This is a genomic window from Oceanidesulfovibrio marinus (assembly GCF_013085545.1).
GTDB lineage: Bacteria > Desulfobacterota > Desulfovibrionia > Desulfovibrionales > Desulfovibrionaceae > Oceanidesulfovibrio > Oceanidesulfovibrio marinus.
The window spans coordinates 1,023,338-1,039,261 of the sequence record NZ_CP039543.1; the positions used below are offsets into that span (position 1 = coordinate 1,023,338).

Here is a 15,924-nt window from a genome sequence, read left to right on the forward strand (position 1 = left end):
TTGGCGGGGTATGACATAGCGCTCAATTGGCGCACCTGTCGGGCGGCGCGGTGCGCACCATACGACGGCTCCTTCCCGTGGAGCCGGTCTGTTGGGGTTCTCGTCAGGGGCGCGCTGCACAGGGGTGCGTCAGGATTCGAGGGGGGTCAGCTGCGCCGATGAGAAAGTCTTCTCACCGTCATCAAATGCGATGCGGATAGCCCCGTGAACAGTGAGCCCTACTATTGTTCCTGCACGTTTGTCAAAATCCAAGTGCTCTTTTGGCGATGATTCGTGCCATACGGAAACTGGCCGCCCTTTCCAGGCCAGACGCGCCTCGGCGCGCTCCACCACCTCGGCAGCGCTCCATTTCGCGAGCTCCTCGTAATGCCTGCGCGCCGCCGGAGCCACGGCCTGCCACAGCGCCAGCGGTCCGGCGCGGCGCTTGGTGGGGTCCGGGTCCTGCACCAGACATCCAGCAGGCACGGCGTGGCCGTCCCGCAGCGTCTCGGCCGGGGGTGTCTCGTTCAGATTCACGCCGATACCAGCGATGAGCACGCCACCGCGCTCTTCCAGTAAGATGCCGCCCACCTTGAGGCCCCAGCCCCTTTCGCCCACCGGCCGGCCCTCGCACTGCATGAGCACCAGGTCATTGGGCCACTTGAGCTCCAGCTCGATGCCCAGCTCGGAAAACGCCTCGGCCAGGGCCACGCCCGTGACGATGGATGCCAGCTCATCCCCCGGCCCTGCAGGCGAGGGAATCCGCCACCCCACGTACATGTTGCCCTCCGGCGAATGCCAGCCGCGGCGAAGCTGCCCACGGCCCGCCCACTGGCTGCCTACGATGACGGAGTCCCACTCCTGCAGGCCGCCGGACGCGCCCAGCTCCCGGCCGATATCCAGGGCGGAGGAGGCGGCGGAAAAGAAAAGAATCGCCGGACCGCCGTCGTCCTTGTTCACCTCGCTGACCATGCAGCTACCCGGAACGCCGGGAGGGCACGGCGCGTCGTCCCACATGGCCAGCTCCACCAGATCGTGGCCCCAGCCGTCCGGCGGAGCGGTCCAGTCCAGGGGCTTCGCAATATCCTTGATCGGTCCGGCCGCCTCGGGCGTTTCTGCCTGCCAAATGTATACGGGCATTGTCTCGTCGCTTTACCTTGAATGTTGTCCTGGCCTCCCAAAGGAGGAATTTGGCCCTTCCGGGACCGCCGCGCGCATGCTAGGGGAGCGCATGCGACTCTATCTTGCAGGCGGCGCCGTCCGCGACATGCTCCTGGGCAGACCGGCAGCCGACCGCGATTTCGTCTACTTCGGCGAGGAGGCCGAGCTGCTCCAACGCTTCCCCGACGCCAAGCGCGCCGGCAAATCCTTTTCCATCTTCATCCACCGCGGCATGGAGTTCGCCCCGCCGCGCGGCGCCACCATACACGAGGATCTTCTGCGCCGCGACCTTACCGTGAACGCCCTGGCCATGGACGAAGACGGCAGGCTCTACCTGCATCCCCGCGCCGCCGAGGACCTCGCGAACCAAGTGCTCCGGCCGGCTTCGGACCGCTCCTTCACCGACGATCCCCTGCGCGTGTTCCGCGGCCCACGTTTTCTGGCCAAGCATCCGGACTTCTCGGCCCATCCGGAGCTCGTATCGGCCATGCGCCAGGCGGCGGAGGACGGCCTGCTGGACGGCCTGGACGCCGAGCGCGTGGGCGCCGAGGTCATCAAGACCCTGAACGCACCCAGACCCGGCAACTTCCTGCGGCTGCTGGCAAAGGCGCATTGCCTGGAACCATGGTTCCCGGAGCTTGCCGGCACGGACGACATCCCGGCAGGCCCCCTGCCCTTCCATGACGAGTCGGTGCTGGAGCACACGGCCCAGTGCATGGACCGCGCCGCGTCGCTCTGCGCCTTTTTCCCGCAGGCCGAGGTCCCCACCGCGGTGTGGATGTCGCTCTGCCACGATCTGGGCAAGGCGTCCACCGATCCGGAGCTCTGGCCCAAACACTACGGCCACGAAGGCCGCGGCGAGGAGTCGGCAGCGGCTCTGGCCGACCGTCTGCGCCTCTCCAACCGGCTGCGCAAGGCCGGAACCGTGGCCTCGGCCAGGCACATGACCATGGCCCGCTACGCCTCCCTGCGGCCCGGAACCCGCGTAGACATGCTCGACGCGCTGCACAGGGACCGCCTCGTGGAGGAGATGCTCGTCACCGCCGCGGCCGACGGCGACATTCCGCCGGACGCCGCGCTGTTCACCGCCGTCCGCCAGGACCTTTCGCGAATGCTTGCGGTGCATCTGCCGTCGGAAGATCAGGGTAAGGGCCCGGAGAGCGGAGAAAAGCTGCGGAGCCTGCGCTGCCAGGCGCTGGCGGAGTCGGACTCGTCCCTCTGAAAATAAGCACACCAGGCAATAAATCAACGAGCCCGGCCAGAATTTTCCCTACCGCGGTATGCTTTCCAGAAACCGCTCCACTGCCACGGCGTAGTCATCGCCCATGACCAGAAAGAAATCGTTGTGGCCGCCGGCCAGCTCCAGGAACGTCTTGGGCTCGTGGGCCGCCTCGAACAGGGTCCGCCCCATGTCATAGGGCACGGTTTCGTCGGCCGTGCCATGGGCGATGAGCACGGGCACGCGCACCCGGCGCAGGTGCTCCAGGGTGGCCATCCTGGTCGATGCCAGCAGCCGCACCGGCAGGAAGGGGTACATCCGCTGACCCATGTCCGGGATGGAGGTGAAGGCGGTCTCCAGCACGAGGGCGGCCACGGTCTGCTCGTCGGCCAGGCGCGCGGCCACGGCTCCGCCCAGGGAGCGGCCCCAGGCTACCACCCGATCCGGCTTCGCGCCCTTCTCCAGCGTCAGCCAGCGGTAGGCGGCGCGGGCGTCCATGGCCGTGCCCTCCTCCGTGGGCTTGCCGCCGCTTCTGCCGTAGCCGCGGTAGTCGAAGTAAAGCATGTCGATGCCCAGACCGCGCAGGATCTTCATGGTGTCCAACCGATGGGAGAGGTTGCCGGCGTTGCCGTGGCAGAACACCCCGGAAAGGCCGGCGCCGCCGCCCTCGCCTTCTCCGGGAATGAACCAGGCGTGGATGGACGTGCCATCCTCGGCGGTCAGGGTCAGATCCTCGAAGGGTAAGCCAGCGTCCGTGGGATCGGCTTCGAGCTCGGCATGGGGATGGAACACGAGCCGCGGCTGCATGAAATGGACGAGCACGCAGACAGCGGCGTACAGTCCGATGAGTGCGAGAAGTATCTGCATGGGCATTTGAATGGCGCGACGCTTCATTCCGGGAGGTCGCCTTCCGGGCCAAAAGTATTCACAAGCCGCAAAAAAATCCCTAGGATGCAACTCCGTTCCGAGTTCGGAGCGGCTGGGGGCCTGTACATGAGATAGGGTCCTTGTCTGTAACTGTTCCGTGTACGCTGCTAGAGGAAAAACGCAGGAAAGAAAAGTGCGAAACGGGGCAAACGGCGCCTCGCACATGGGGGAAACCATGCGACTGCTGACCCGCTCAGACTTCGACGGCCTGATCTGCGCCGTGCTTCTTAAGGAAGCAGGCATTATGACGGAATGGAAGTTCGTCCACCCAAAGGACCTTCAGGACGGCGTCATCGAGGTCGGCCCCAACGACGTGCTGGCCAACGTGCCGTACGTGCCAGGCTGCGGTCTGTGGTTCGACCACCACACCAGCGAGCAGGAACGCCTGGACAAGAACATCACCTTCGAAGGCATGGCCGAGCCGCTGCCCTCCTGCGCCCGCGTGATCTGGAACTACTACGGCGGGGAGGAGACCTTTCCCAAGCGTTTCAACGACATGCTCGCCGCGGTGGACAAGTGCGATTCCGGGCAGCTGGACGAGAAAGACATCCTGGACCCCACCGGCTGGGTGCTGCTCAGCTTTGTGATGGACCCCCGCACCGGTCTGGGCCGCTACCGCGACTACACCATCTCCAACTACCAGCTCATGGAGCGGCTCATCGAGCACTGCCGCACCATGGACATCGATGAGATTCTGAGCCTGATGGACGTGAAGGAGCGGCTGGAGCGCTACTTCGCCCACCAGGAGCCGTACAAGAAGATGCTGCGCGACAACGCCCTGGTGCGCGGATCGCTGGTGACCATCGACCTGCGCGAGCAGGAGGAGATATTTGTCGGCAACCGCTTCATGGTCTATGCCCTGTATCCCGAGTGCAACCTCTCCCTGCGTATCATCTGGGGCCTGCGCAAGATGAACACGGTCTTCACCATGGGCCGGTCTATCCTTAACAGAACCGCCACCCTGGACGTGGGCCGGCTGATGCTGCGCTTTGGCGGCGGCGGCCACCGCGCCGTGGGAACCTGCCAGGTGCCCAACGAAGAGGCCAACACCGCCCTGGAAGAAATTCTTAAAGCGGTGGACAAAGAGAACGACTGACGTATATGCGCCCCATGGGGCGACACGTCGTCCGTTTTCCCGTATTGTGATCCGAGCGCGCCACGAGCGCGCTCTCCTTCATTGTCCTCAACCAACGAACACTATATGCGATTCTACAACTCCCTGACCCGGACCAAGGAAGAGTTCAAGCCCATTCACGAAAACCGTGTGAACATGTACGTCTGCGGCATCACGGCCTATGATTACTGCCACATCGGCCACGCCCGCTCGGCCGTGGTCTTCGACGTCATCGTGCGCTACCTGCGCGCCCGCGGCTACGAGGTGGTCTTTGCGCGCAACTTCACGGACGTGGACGACAAGATCATCAACCGGGCCAACGAGGTCGGCGCTTCCAGCCACGACATCGCCGAGAAGTTCATGGCCGCGTTCCACGAGGATATGGACGCGCTGGGCGTGCTGCGCGCCGATCTGGAGCCCAAGGCCACCGACCACATCGGCGACATGATCGAGCTGACTCAGAACCTTATGAACAAGGGCTTTGCCTACACCACCCTGTCCGGCGACGTGTACTACCGCGTGCGCGCCTTCGCCGACTACGGCAAGCTCTCCAACCGCAATCTGGACGACCTGCGCGCCGGAGCGCGCATCGCCCCGGACGAGGGCAAGGAAGATCCCCTGGATTTCGCCCTGTGGAAGGCGGCCAAGCCCGGCGAGCCCTCCTGGGACAGCCCATGGGGCAAGGGCCGGCCCGGCTGGCACACCGAGTGCTCGGCCATGAGCGAGAACCTGCTGGAGCTGCCCCTGGACATCCACGGCGGCGGACAGGACCTCATCTTCCCCCACCACGAGAACGAGATCGCCCAGTCCGAGGCGGCCACGGGCAAGGATTTCGTCCACTTCTGGGTCCACAACGGCTTCGTGCAGATCGACTCCGAGAAGATGTCCAAGTCGCTGGGCAACTTCAAGACCATCCGCGACATCTACGAAAGCTACCTGCCGGAGACCCTGCGCTACTTCCTGCTTACCAAGCACTACCGCAGCCCCATTGACTTCACCTTCGACTCCATGGACGAGGCCGAGAAGAACCTGCGCCGCGTGTACACCGTGCTGGCCGACGTGGAGGAGGAGCTGACCCGCGAGAAGCGCAAGAAATCCCCCCTGCCCGAGGACTTCTCCCGCGAGCTGGAAGAAGCCGTGACCGGCTTTGCCGAGTCCATGGAGGACGACTGCAACACGGCCGGCGCCATCGGCCACGTGTTCGGCGCGGTCAAGGTGGTGGGACGCCTGCTGGACGACGCCAAGCTGCGCAAGACCGAGGACGCCAAAGCGGTGTTCGAGCGGTTCAGCCAGATCATGCAGGAGATGGGCGGCGTGCTCGGCCTCTTCGGCCAGAACCCCCGCACCTTCCTGGAAGACCTCAAGGCCAAGCGGCTGACGCGCCGCAACGTAGACGTGGCCGAGGTGGAAAAGCTCGTGGCCCAGCGCACCGAAGCCAAGAAGTCCAAGGACTTCGAAACCGCGGACTCCATTCGCGACTCCCTCACCCAGATGGGCGTGGAGGTTCGCGACACCCCGCAGGGACCGGTCTGGGACATGCTCTGATCGATCCAGCGTCCGCAAAGGTCGAGAAATACATGCCGTACCCGAGACCATTCGTATCCTGGCGGCGCATCCTTACGCTGACGCTGGCCGTGTTGATGTTCATCCAGCTCACGGCCGGCGCGGCTTTTGCGCAGTTCAATTTTGACTTCACCCTCAAGGACGAGAAGGAGCTTGGCCGTAAGCTGGCCGTGCTCATCAGAACGCGCGTCCCCCTGGTGGAGGACCCCTACATCGTCAATTACTGCCGCAAGGTGGTAAAGCGGTTGGTGGCTGTCATGCCGCCACAGCCGTTCGACATCGACGTCAACGTCATCCGGCACAGCGCGGTAAACGCCTTTGCCGCACCGGCCGGCCACGTCTTCATCCACACGGGCCTCCTCCTCAACTTTGACAGCGAGTCCGAGGTGGCCGGCGTTCTGGCGCACGAGCTGGCCCACGTCTCACAACGGCACATCGCCCACAAGGTCGAGCGTACGCAGACGCTCTCCATCCTCTCGCTGCTGGGCGCCCTGGCCGGTATGTTCGTGGGCGGCGAAGTGGGCGAGGGCATGATCATGGGCTCCCAGGCCGCATCGGCCAGCGCGCAGCTCAAGTACAGCCGCGAAGACGAAACCGAAGCCGACCGCATCGGCATGAACTATCTGATCAGCGCCGGCTACCCGGCGCAGGGGTTGCTCGATTCCTTCAAGAAGATCCAGAAGCTCTCCTGGCTGGGCGGGGGCAACACCATCCCCACCTACCTTTCCACCCACCCGGGCATTGACGTGCGCATCGGCTACATCGACTCCCTGCTGCACCGAATGAACAGGCAAACGCCGGAGAAGCAGGACAACACGGAGTTCTTGCGCGTGCAGGCGCTGCTACGGGCGGAGTACACCGACCCCAAGAGCGCGCTGCAATACTTCTCCCAGCAGAAGTCCGAGTTCCCCTGCCTGGACGCCATGGGCCGGGGCGTCGCCCTCTCGCGCATGAACCGCTTCAAGGAGGCGGAGGTGGCGTTCCGCGAGGCGCTCCAGTGCGGCAGCGACGACAGCCTGGTCTGCCGTGAGGCGGGCCGTTTCTACTTTGCCAAGGGCGATTTCAAGACGGCCGGCTACCTTCTGGACCGCGCCGCCGCCATGGACCCCGACGACCTCATGGCGCTCTTCTTCCTGGCGCGCCTGCAGGGCGAGCAAGGCCACGCCGACACCTCGGCCAGACTCTACGAGCGTATTCTGCGCGCCATTCCGGAGGACCCGGAGGTCCACTTCTACTATGGTCGCATGCTGGGCTCCGCCGGGCACCTCTTCAAAGCCCACCTGCACCTGGCATACAGCGCGCTGTATAAGGAAAAACGCCGCCAGTACGAGATGTACAAGCAGAAGGCGTCCGGCTACCAGCGCACGCCGGAGGAAAAAGCCGAGCTGGAAGAGATGCAAAAGATCTTTGATGAACGTAGCGAGTATTGGCAGTAGTCCAACCATTGATTGAGCCGGACCAGGCCTCGTGCCTGCCGCTCCGGAGACAGCCATGAAGAAATTCTGCTGGAACCTCGAAGGCGGCGCGTTGTGCCTTCTGCAGGGCGACATCACCGCCGCCCGCGTGGACGCCGTGGTCAACGCCGCGAACTCCTCTCTGGCCGGAGGCGGCGGCGTGGACGGCGCCATCCACCGCGCGGCCGGTCCCCAGCTTCTGGAAGCGTGCATGCGGATCGTGGCCGAACAGGGCAGGCTCCCGGCCGGCCAGGCCGTGACCACCCCCGGATTCAACATGCCGGCAAAGTACGTGATCCACACCGTGGGGCCTATCTGGCGCGGTGGCAACGCCGGCGAGCCGGAGACTCTGCGCTCCGCCTGGCTGGAAAGTCTGCGGGAGGCCGAGGCCAACGGCGCGGCCGTTGTGGCCTTCCCGGCCATCAGCACCGGCGTGTACGGCTACCCGGTGGAGCTGGCTGCGCCCCTGGCCCTGAAGACGGCGGCGGAATCGCTGGCGTCCATGCGCGTGGAGGCGGTGCATGTCTACCTCCATGGCGAATCGTCCTGGCAGGCGTGGTCCGTTGCGGCCCGCGACCTGCTGGGTGAACCACACGAGACGGAGCAATAATGAATTCCAACGAGATACAGACGAACCTGCGCGGCACCACCATTCTGGCGGTCAAGACAGCGACGGGCATGGCCATGGCCGGCGACGGCCAGGTGACCCTGGGCCAGTCCATCGCCGTGAAGCATTCCGCGCGCAAGGTGCGGCGCATATACAACGACAGGGTGCTGGCCGGATTCGCCGGCGCCACTGCCGACGCCTTCACCCTCTTCGAGCGGTTCGAGGGCAAGCTGGAGGAGTTCCGGGGCAACCTGGTGCGCTCCGCCGTGGAGCTGGCCAAGGACTGGCGCAAGGACAAGTACCTGCGCCGGCTGGAGGCCATGCTTCTGGTGGCGGACGCGGACTCCATCCTGCTCCTTTCCGGCACAGGCGACGTCATTGAGCCGGACGACGGCATCGCCTCCATCGGCTCTGGCAGCGCCTATGCCCTGGCCGCAGCCCGCGCCCTGGTGCGCAACACGGACCTGGACGCCGAGACCATCGCGCGCAAGTCCATGGAGATCGCGGCGGAGCTCTGCGTCTTCACCAACAACAACGTGGTTCTCGAAACCATCACCAAATAAATACCCGAATGGACACCGCCTCCGACCAGCCTCTGGCCGTTCTCACCCCGGGCTGCAAGGTGAACCTCCACCTGCGCATCGGGCCGAAGCGAGAGGACGGCTACCACGAGCTGGAGACGTTCTTCTACCCGCTGCCCGAGCCGCACGACGTGCTGACCATCCGGACGGGAACGGCTGGCGGAGGCTGCGTTTTTTCATGCGATCCCCTGCTGCCGGGTGACGGCCCCAACCTGGTGGAGCGGGCCTATGCCGAATATGCGAAAGCCTCTGGCTTTGCCCCGGACATCGCCGTGCATCTGGAAAAACGCATTCCAGCTGGAGCCGGCCTGGGCGGCGGCAGCTCGGACGCAGCGGCCATGCTCCGCTGGCTGGAGTATGCGGCCGGGGACAAGGCCCTGGGCGAGACGCACCTGGCGCGCATTGCCGTGGGGCTGGGCGCGGACGTGCCCTTCTTCCTGCTCGGCGAGCCGGCCTGGGCCGGCGGCGTGGGCGACGAGCTCACCCCGGCGCAGATGGACTGGGGCTCCATGACTCTGCTGCTGCTCGATCCGCACGTCCATGTGTCCACCGGGTGGGCGTACGGCGCGTGGGACGGGTACGTGATGGAGAATCCAGCACAGCGTATCCCCTTGACAAGCAAAGCGGCGGAGCATAAGAAGACACTCTTTCCAGCGGGGACGGTCCTGGGCAACGATTTCGAACGTGTTGTCTTTTCAGGTTTTCCCGCGCTCCGGCGACTCAAGGAGTCGCTTTTGGCAGAGGGCGCGTCCGTCGCGCTTCTGAGCGGCAGCGGCGCCTGTCTTTTTGGTTTGTTCCGCAGTCCGGAACAGGCGAAGAAGGCCGGCCAGCGCATCTCGGCGACACCGCCGCCGGGAATAGAACGCCTGGACATCCTCTGCATGTTGGAAGCATGAGCCTGCTGGGGCGTCGCCAAGTCGGTAAGGCAACGGGTTTTGGTCCCGTCATTCGAGGGTTCGAGTCCTTCCGCCCCAGCCACTTTTTTTTGGTAATCACAGTTGAATTCCCCCTGACGCCGGACACGCAGCGCTAACAACCGGCAAACCCGCACATGCGGTCCAAATGCCATGACTCGCGACCTCAAGATAATCACAGGCTCGGCCAACCCCATGCTGGCCCAAGCCATCTGCGACCACCTGGGCTGCCGGTTGACGCCCACTGTTACCGAAACCTTTTCCGACGGTGAGATTCGCATCGAAATCCGCGACAACGTTCGCGGCGACGATGTGTTTATCGTTCAGCCCACCTGCGCGCCGGTCAACTACCACCTCATGCAGCTCTGCCTCATCCTTGACGCGCTCAAGCGCGCCAGCGCAGGCCGCGTGACGGCGGTGGTGCCCTACTACGGCTACGCCCGGCAGGACCGCAAGGTCGTGCCCCGCGCGCCTATCAGCGCCAAGCTTGTGGCGGACTTCCTCACTGTCGCGGGCATGAGCCGGCTCATCACCATCGACCTGCACGCCGGCCAGATCCAGGGCTTCTTCGACCTGCCCGTGGACAACCTCTACGCCCTGCCGGTATTTCTGGAGTACCTCCGGAAGGTGGAAGGCGACCTGGTGATGGTCTCGCCGGACGCCGGCGGCGTGGAACGCGCCCGTGCCTACGCCAAACGCCTGGGCGCCACCCTGGCCATCGTAGACAAACGCCGCGACGAGCCCAACAAGGCCAAGGCCATGCACGTTATCGGCGATGTGAAGGGCAAGATGGCCGTTGTGCTGGACGACATGATCGACACCGCGGGCACCATGGTCTCCGCCGCCGACGTGCTGCTGGAGAACGGCGCCAAGGAAGTGATGGCCTGCGCCACCCACCCGGTGCTCTCCGGCCCGGCTGTGGAGCGGCTCTGCAACTCGCAGTTCTCCAAGGTCATCGTCACCAACACCATTCCGGTGGAGGAGAAGCAGAAGGCCTGCAACAAGCTCGAGGTTCTTTCCGTGGCCGGCTTGCTCGCCAAGTCCATCCACAACATCCATACGGAGTCGTCTGTCTCAGTTCTGTTTGTCTGAGCGTCATTAGAGAGTATTTTGGACGCCCAACGCAGGCGTCTTATCGAAAAGGAGCAATTTCCATGGCCAAGAAGGAATACATCGTTCAGGTCACCGCGCGCGAGGAGCTGGGCAAGGGCTACAACCGCCGGCTGCGCGCCGGGGGCAAGGTCCCGGGCGTCTTCTATAACGGCAAGGGCGAAAACTTCGCCTTCACCATCGACGAAGCCGTTCTGAGCAAAACTCTGCGCGACATGGGCCGCACCCAGGTCTTCTCCCTGAAGGTGGAGTCGGACGGTGAGACCAAGTCCATGCCCGCCATCATCTGGCAGGTGGAGCACCATCCCTACAAGAAAAAGGTCAACCACGTGGACATCTACGGCATCGACCCGCACAAGAAGCTGCGTGTGGACGTGCCGATCGAGCTGCAGGGAACCCCTCCCGGACGCAAGGAAGGCGGCATTCTCGAGATCTTCCACGATTCCGTCACGGTGGAATGCCTGCCCATGGACATCCCGCACACCATTCCGATCGACGTCAGCGGGCTCGAGGTCGGCATGCACGTTCACATGGAGGACCTCGTGTTTCCCGAGAACGTGGAGCCCTTCTACGAGGAAAACTTCACCATCCTTAACATGACCGCCAAGCGCGGCCTTGCCGCCACCGGCGAGACCGGCGGCGAAGAAGGTGAAGAAGCAGAGGCCGCCGAAGGCGAAGCCGCCGAGGCCGAAGCCGAGTAGCCTGTTTTCGCCTCACCGATGCACTTTTCCACGCCCCCCGCGCCGCATCAGGTTCGGGGGGCGTGGCTTTGACCATCCATGTCCTCCTTCTCCATGCTCCTGGCCGGTCTCGGCAACCCCGGCCCCAAATACGCCGCCACCCGCCACAACTTCGGCTTCCTGCTGGTGGACGCCCTGAGGGAAAAGCTCGAAGGCAGAGCATCGGCCGGCCTGGCGCCGGTGAGCGCTGCCAAGGGAAAAGGCGACATGTGGCAGGCCAGACCGGTGGCCAACAAGCCGGCGTGGCTGCTGCTCAAGCCCATGACCTTCATGAACCTGAGCGGCGACGCCGTGGCGCCTGTGCTGCGGTTCTACAAGATGCAGCCCGACCAGCTTTTGGTGATTCACGATGAGCTGGATCTGCCACTGGGACGCATGAAGATGAAGTTCGGCGGCGGCAATGCCGGCCACAACGGCCTCAAGTCCATTGCCGAGCGTTTGGGCACCAACGATTTTCACCGCCTGCGCCTGGGCGTAGGCCGCCCGCTGGTCGGCGAAACGGCCGATTACGTGCTCTCCCCATTCACGGCGGAGGAGCTGCCGACAGTGTCCAAGATTCTGGACGCCGCCCTGAAGGCCCTGGTGACATTTGCGCGTTTCGGATCGGAGCGCGCCACCGAACAGGTAAACTCCTTCCGCATTGCTTCATAAGGGGTCCCGGCCCTGGCCTTCCATGGTGCTGGCATCAACTTTGCGGTGCTATGGACTAATTGAGTGGTTTCGGTTAAGTTAATCGAAATGACACATTCCCGCCGCGTTTAGTTTCTTCGCCAAGGAGCAAATTAGGTGTTCGCACAGGAACAGCTTGTGGTCTATCCTGCCCAAGGAGTAGGCCGGGTTGATCGTATCGAGACTCAGGAAATTGGTGGATGCGAAGCCGAGTATTACATAGTGCGCATCCTTTCCAATAATGTGACGCTCATGGTCCCCGTGGAAAATGCCGACAACGTCGGCCTGCGTCCACTTTGCTCCGGCAACGAGGGTTCAGCCATCATCGAGTCCCTCAAGGACCGTTCCGATTTTACCGGCTACTCTGGACAAAACTGGAATCGCCGTTATCGTGAATACTCAGAGAAGCTCAAGAGCGGCGACCTCACCGATGTCGCCTACGTGCTCAAGGAGCTTATGCTCATCGGCAAGGAAAAAGAGCTGTCGTTCGGCGAACGCCGCCTTCTGGAACAGGCCATGGGATTACTGACCATGGAGCTGGCCCATGCTCTTGATAAAGAGCCGGATGACGTCAAGCATGACATCGAGGATCTCTTTCAGGATGTGCTTCAGACCGAGGAAAAGGACTAGAAAACGCTTGCGCTTCGCTGTTCCTTGGGCTACAGAACCTCCGTCTTCGCCTAGTAATTTCGCCCATATTACCCAATCAGGGCGTACTTGACATAACGCATCCCGCACCTAAGACGAAACAAGTGCACCATCATCGCTCCGCGAATTGATGTTTTGCGCCGCGTTTTGCGACGCTTTTGAATAAAATTCGGCCCTTGTCGTATATCCGGGTTTCATTTTCCCTGTGTCGAATCTTTTGTAGTGAGTCCCACGGGCTCCAACACGCATGTACAACCAAGTCTTTTGACCCAAGGGGCAACGTCGCATCGTCCCTTTGCCGCTCGAACCTCATCCAGCAACAGAATAGACTGTATGAGAAAAAATCGATCTAAAGCTCCCAAGCAGCAAAACACGGAGTCCATCATGAATCTCTCCGAGCTCAAAACCAAAAGCATGTCCGAGCTTATGGCGCTCTCCAAGGAGTTCAACGTCGAGAACGCTAGCTCCATGCGCAAACAAGAGCTCATCTTCGCCCTCCTGCAAAGCTGCGCCTCCAACAACGGCGCCATCTACGGCGAAGGCGTCCTGGAAATACTGCCGGATGGTTTCGGCTTCCTGCGGTCACCCATGTACAGTTACATGCCCGGGCCGGACGACATCTACGTCTCCCCATCGCAGATACGCCGATTCGGTCTACGCAAGGGCGACATCATCTCCGGCCAGATTCGACCGCCCAAGGAAGGCGAACGCTACTTCGCCCTGCTGCGAGTCAGCGAAATCGGCCTCGATACCCCGGAAAAGTCCAAGCAACTCGTTCTTTTCGACAACCTCACCCCCATCTACCCCAATCGCCAGTACTCAATGGAGAGCGGCAAGGACAACTACTCCGGCCGCGTCATCGACCTGCTCTCCCCCATCGGCTGCGGCCAGCGCGGCCTCATCGTCGCCCCGCCCCGCACCGGTAAGACCATGCTCCTCCAGAGCATCGCCAACTCCATCAACGCCAACCATCCCGATGTCTACCTCATCGTCCTGCTCATCGACGAGCGGCCCGAGGAGGTAACCGACATGGAGCGCACCGTGAACGCCGAGGTGGTCAGCTCCACCTTCGACGAGCCGCCACAGCGCCACGTCCAGGTCGTGGAGATGGTCCTCGAAAAGGCCAAACGCCTGGTCGAGCGCAAGCGCGACGTGGTCATCCTGCTCGACTCCATCACCCGTCTCGGCCGCGCCTACAACGCCGTGGCCCCCTCGTCCGGCCGCGTCCTCTCCGGCGGTCTGGACGCCAACGCCCTGCAGCGGCCCAAGCGCTTCTTCGGCGCCGCCCGCAACATCGAGGAAGGCGGCAGCCTGACCATCATCGCCACCGCGCTTATCGATACCGGCTCCCGCATGGACGAGGTCATCTTCGAGGAGTTCAAGGGCACCGGCAACATGGAGATCTATCTCGATCGTCACCTTGCCGAGAAACGCGTCTTCCCGGCCATCGACATCAACCGCTCCGGCACCCGCAAGGAAGAGCTGCTGCTCAAGGAGGACGTGCTCAACCGCGTCTGGATCCTGCGCAAGGTGCTCGCCCCCATGTCGTCCATCGACTCCATGGAGTTCCTCCTGGATAAGATGCGCGGCACCAAGAACAACCGCGAGTTCCTCGACATCATGAATAAGTAGCGTCCGTTCCTATTGGGACGCCATGACGTTTTTGCTTTCGGCGGCGGGGGATTCCTCGCCGCCTTTTTTTGCGCCCGCTTCTCAGGATATCCCCTCCTGCTCCGCGCCCTCCACGTCACTTACAGAACAAATTCATTCGGCCTTCTTCTCCCCGGCTCGGCTATATACAGCACCGATTTTGTCTTCGGCATGGCAAGCGGGTTGTTGATCGATTGAGTGTTACTGAAGTTTTTATTGTATTACGCAACCGCCATACGCCCTGAACGCGATAATCGAGTGGATATAAGTTGTTGTGGCGGTTCGTTTTCGCTTGCTCGAGAATGGGTACATATCGGCCCCAGAAGCCACCGATCCGGTGCAAAATCATGCCCTTCTAAAGAGGGATTCCCTATTGACCTTGTGTTTCTTTCGGCATAGATAGAGCATATAAATAATTGCTGTAATTTTACACAGGGTGTAACACGGGCGCATTGATATCTCGAATGACGCCCAAGTTTGGGAGGATAGGTTACAAGTCTCATCGGACCAGTCGTTCAAGATTTTCCCGGCTCAGCCGGGCGTTCCCTGGCAGGAGCGTGTCCTCTCAGGACGATAACCACTAGCGGACGGAGGTAGCCTGATGAAATTGTACGTTGGTCTCGGACGAGATGGTGCAGAGGAACGCCTCGAGCAAAGAGGTGTCACTCGCCGTGACTTCATGAAGTTCTGCACGGCGGTTGCAGCGGCCATGGGTATGGGCCCCGCCTTTGCGCCCAAGGTCGCCGAAGCCCTTACATCCAAAAAGAGGCCGTCCGTGGTCTACTTGCACAACGCCGAGTGCACCGGTTGTTCGGAAGCCGTTCTCCGGACCACGGATCCGTTTATCGACGAACTGATTCTCGACACCATCTCCATGGACTACCATGAGACTCTCATGGCCGGCGCCGGCGAGGCTGTCGAGGAAGCCCTGCACGAAGCCATCAAGCACGACTTCGTCTGCGTTATCGAGGGCGGTCTCCCCACCGGAGACGGTGGCGTTTACGGCAAGATCGCCGGCAAGACCATGCTGGAGATGTGCTCCGAAATCGCCCCCAAAGCTCAAGCTGTCATCGCCATCGGCAACTGCGCCTGCTTCGGCGGCGTCCAGGCTGCCGCTCCCAACCCGACGGCCGCCAAGGGCGTCATGGACGCTCTCGGACCGCTGGGCGTCACCCCCATCAACATCGCAGGCTGCCCGCCAAACCCCATCAACTTCGTCGGCACCGTGGTTCACTACCTGACCAAGGGCCTGCCCGAGCTCGACGGCTTGAACCGCCCCGTGCTGTTCTACGGCGAGACCGTGCACGACAACTGTCCCCGCATTAAACACTTTGAGGCCGGTGAGTTCGCCCCGTCTTTTGGCTCCGAAGAAGCCAAGAAGGGCTACTGCCTCTATGAACTGGGCTGCAAGGGTCCCATGACCTACAACAACTGCCCCAAGGTCCTCTTCAACCAGACCAACTGGCCCGTGCAAGCAGGCCACCCCTGCATCGGCTGCTCCGAGCCCAACTTCTGGGATCAGAACTCTCCGTTCTACGAAATGTAGTTCCGAGAGCTACTTGATCAGCAACGTGTGACCTTACTCGTT

Annotated in this window: 15 protein-coding genes and 1 tRNA gene; 14 read left to right on the forward strand and 2 right to left on the reverse strand. The window is 62.6% G+C overall.

Translation table 11 applies throughout. From position 1 onward, the window contains the following. Positions 1-129: 129 nt before the first annotated feature. Complete coding sequence (locus E8L03_RS04550; protein ID WP_171266688.1) at positions 130-1,119, reverse strand: biotin--[acetyl-CoA-carboxylase] ligase; 990 nt, start codon at positions 1,117-1,119, stop codon at positions 130-132. Between the two features lie 91 nt (positions 1,120-1,210). Between E8L03_RS04550 and E8L03_RS04555 the strand changes: the two genes are divergently transcribed. Then, positions 1,211-2,362 carry a tRNA nucleotidyltransferase/poly(A) polymerase-related protein gene (locus tag E8L03_RS04555; RefSeq protein ID WP_171266689.1) on the forward strand — a complete coding sequence of 384 codons (1,152 nt, stop codon included), beginning with the start codon at positions 1,211-1,213 and terminating at the stop codon, positions 2,360-2,362. A gap of 48 nt (positions 2,363-2,410) precedes the next feature. On the opposite strand, the gene E8L03_RS04560 is transcribed toward E8L03_RS04555, so the two are convergent. After that, positions 2,411-3,253 carry an alpha/beta hydrolase gene (locus E8L03_RS04560; protein WP_171266690.1) on the reverse strand — a complete coding sequence of 281 codons (843 nt, stop codon included), beginning with the start codon at positions 3,251-3,253 and terminating at the stop codon, positions 2,411-2,413. Positions 3,254-3,461: 208 nt separating this feature from the next. Between E8L03_RS04560 and E8L03_RS04565 the strand changes: the two genes are divergently transcribed. From E8L03_RS04565 to E8L03_RS04625, 13 genes are all read left to right on the forward strand, one after another. Further along, positions 3,462-4,382 carry a DHH family phosphoesterase gene (locus E8L03_RS04565; RefSeq protein ID WP_144234689.1) on the forward strand — a complete coding sequence of 307 codons (921 nt, stop codon included), beginning with the start codon at positions 3,462-3,464 and terminating at the stop codon, positions 4,380-4,382. A gap of 105 nt (positions 4,383-4,487) precedes the next feature. Further along, on the forward strand, positions 4,488-5,945 hold the full coding sequence (gene cysS, locus E8L03_RS04570) for a cysteine--tRNA ligase (RefSeq protein ID WP_171266691.1): 1,458 nt from the start codon (positions 4,488-4,490) through the stop codon (positions 5,943-5,945). 32 nt (positions 5,946-5,977) lie between these two features. Beyond that, positions 5,978-7,399, forward strand: a complete 1,422-nt coding sequence (locus E8L03_RS04575; RefSeq protein WP_171266692.1) for a beta-barrel assembly-enhancing protease — start codon at positions 5,978-5,980, stop codon at positions 7,397-7,399. Between the two features lie 55 nt (positions 7,400-7,454). Next, positions 7,455-8,027 carry an O-acetyl-ADP-ribose deacetylase gene (locus E8L03_RS04580; RefSeq protein ID WP_144234692.1) on the forward strand — a complete coding sequence of 191 codons (573 nt, stop codon included), beginning with the start codon at positions 7,455-7,457 and terminating at the stop codon, positions 8,025-8,027. Further along, complete coding sequence (hslV, locus tag E8L03_RS04585) at positions 8,027-8,587, forward strand: ATP-dependent protease subunit HslV (protein ID WP_171266693.1); 561 nt, start codon at positions 8,027-8,029, stop codon at positions 8,585-8,587. The genes E8L03_RS04580 and hslV overlap by 1 nt, the downstream gene beginning before the upstream one ends. An 8-nt stretch (positions 8,588-8,595) precedes the next feature. Beyond that, on the forward strand, positions 8,596-9,501 hold the full coding sequence (gene ispE, locus E8L03_RS04590; RefSeq protein WP_171266694.1) for a 4-(cytidine 5'-diphospho)-2-C-methyl-D-erythritol kinase: 906 nt from the start codon (positions 8,596-8,598) through the stop codon (positions 9,499-9,501). A 6-nt stretch (positions 9,502-9,507) separates the two neighbouring features. Beyond that, a tRNA-Gln gene (locus E8L03_RS04595) sits at positions 9,508-9,583 on the forward strand. A gap of 89 nt (positions 9,584-9,672) precedes the next feature. Continuing rightward, positions 9,673-10,611 carry a ribose-phosphate diphosphokinase gene (locus E8L03_RS04600; RefSeq protein WP_144234695.1) on the forward strand — a complete coding sequence of 313 codons (939 nt, stop codon included), beginning with the start codon at positions 9,673-9,675 and terminating at the stop codon, positions 10,609-10,611. 62 nt (positions 10,612-10,673) lie between these two features. Beyond that, complete coding sequence (locus tag E8L03_RS04605) at positions 10,674-11,330, forward strand: 50S ribosomal protein L25 (RefSeq protein ID WP_144234696.1); 657 nt, start codon at positions 10,674-10,676, stop codon at positions 11,328-11,330. A 78-nt stretch (positions 11,331-11,408) separates the two neighbouring features. Then, positions 11,409-12,020, forward strand: coding sequence for an aminoacyl-tRNA hydrolase (gene pth, locus E8L03_RS04610; protein WP_144234697.1), 612 nt, complete (start codon positions 11,409-11,411; stop codon positions 12,018-12,020). Positions 12,021-12,155: 135 nt separating this feature from the next. Beyond that, entirely contained in the window at positions 12,156-12,668 is a 513-nt protein-coding gene (locus E8L03_RS04615) for a CarD family transcriptional regulator (RefSeq protein WP_171266695.1), read from the forward strand. A gap of 402 nt (positions 12,669-13,070) precedes the next feature. Beyond that, a complete protein-coding gene (rho, locus tag E8L03_RS04620; protein ID WP_216367941.1) occupies positions 13,071-14,318 on the forward strand; it encodes a transcription termination factor Rho in 1,248 nt (415 codons plus the stop codon). A 619-nt stretch (positions 14,319-14,937) separates the two neighbouring features. Continuing rightward, positions 14,938-15,882, forward strand: coding sequence for a hydrogenase small subunit (locus E8L03_RS04625; protein ID WP_144234700.1), 945 nt, complete (start codon positions 14,938-14,940; stop codon positions 15,880-15,882). Positions 15,883-15,924 lie beyond the last annotated feature (42 nt).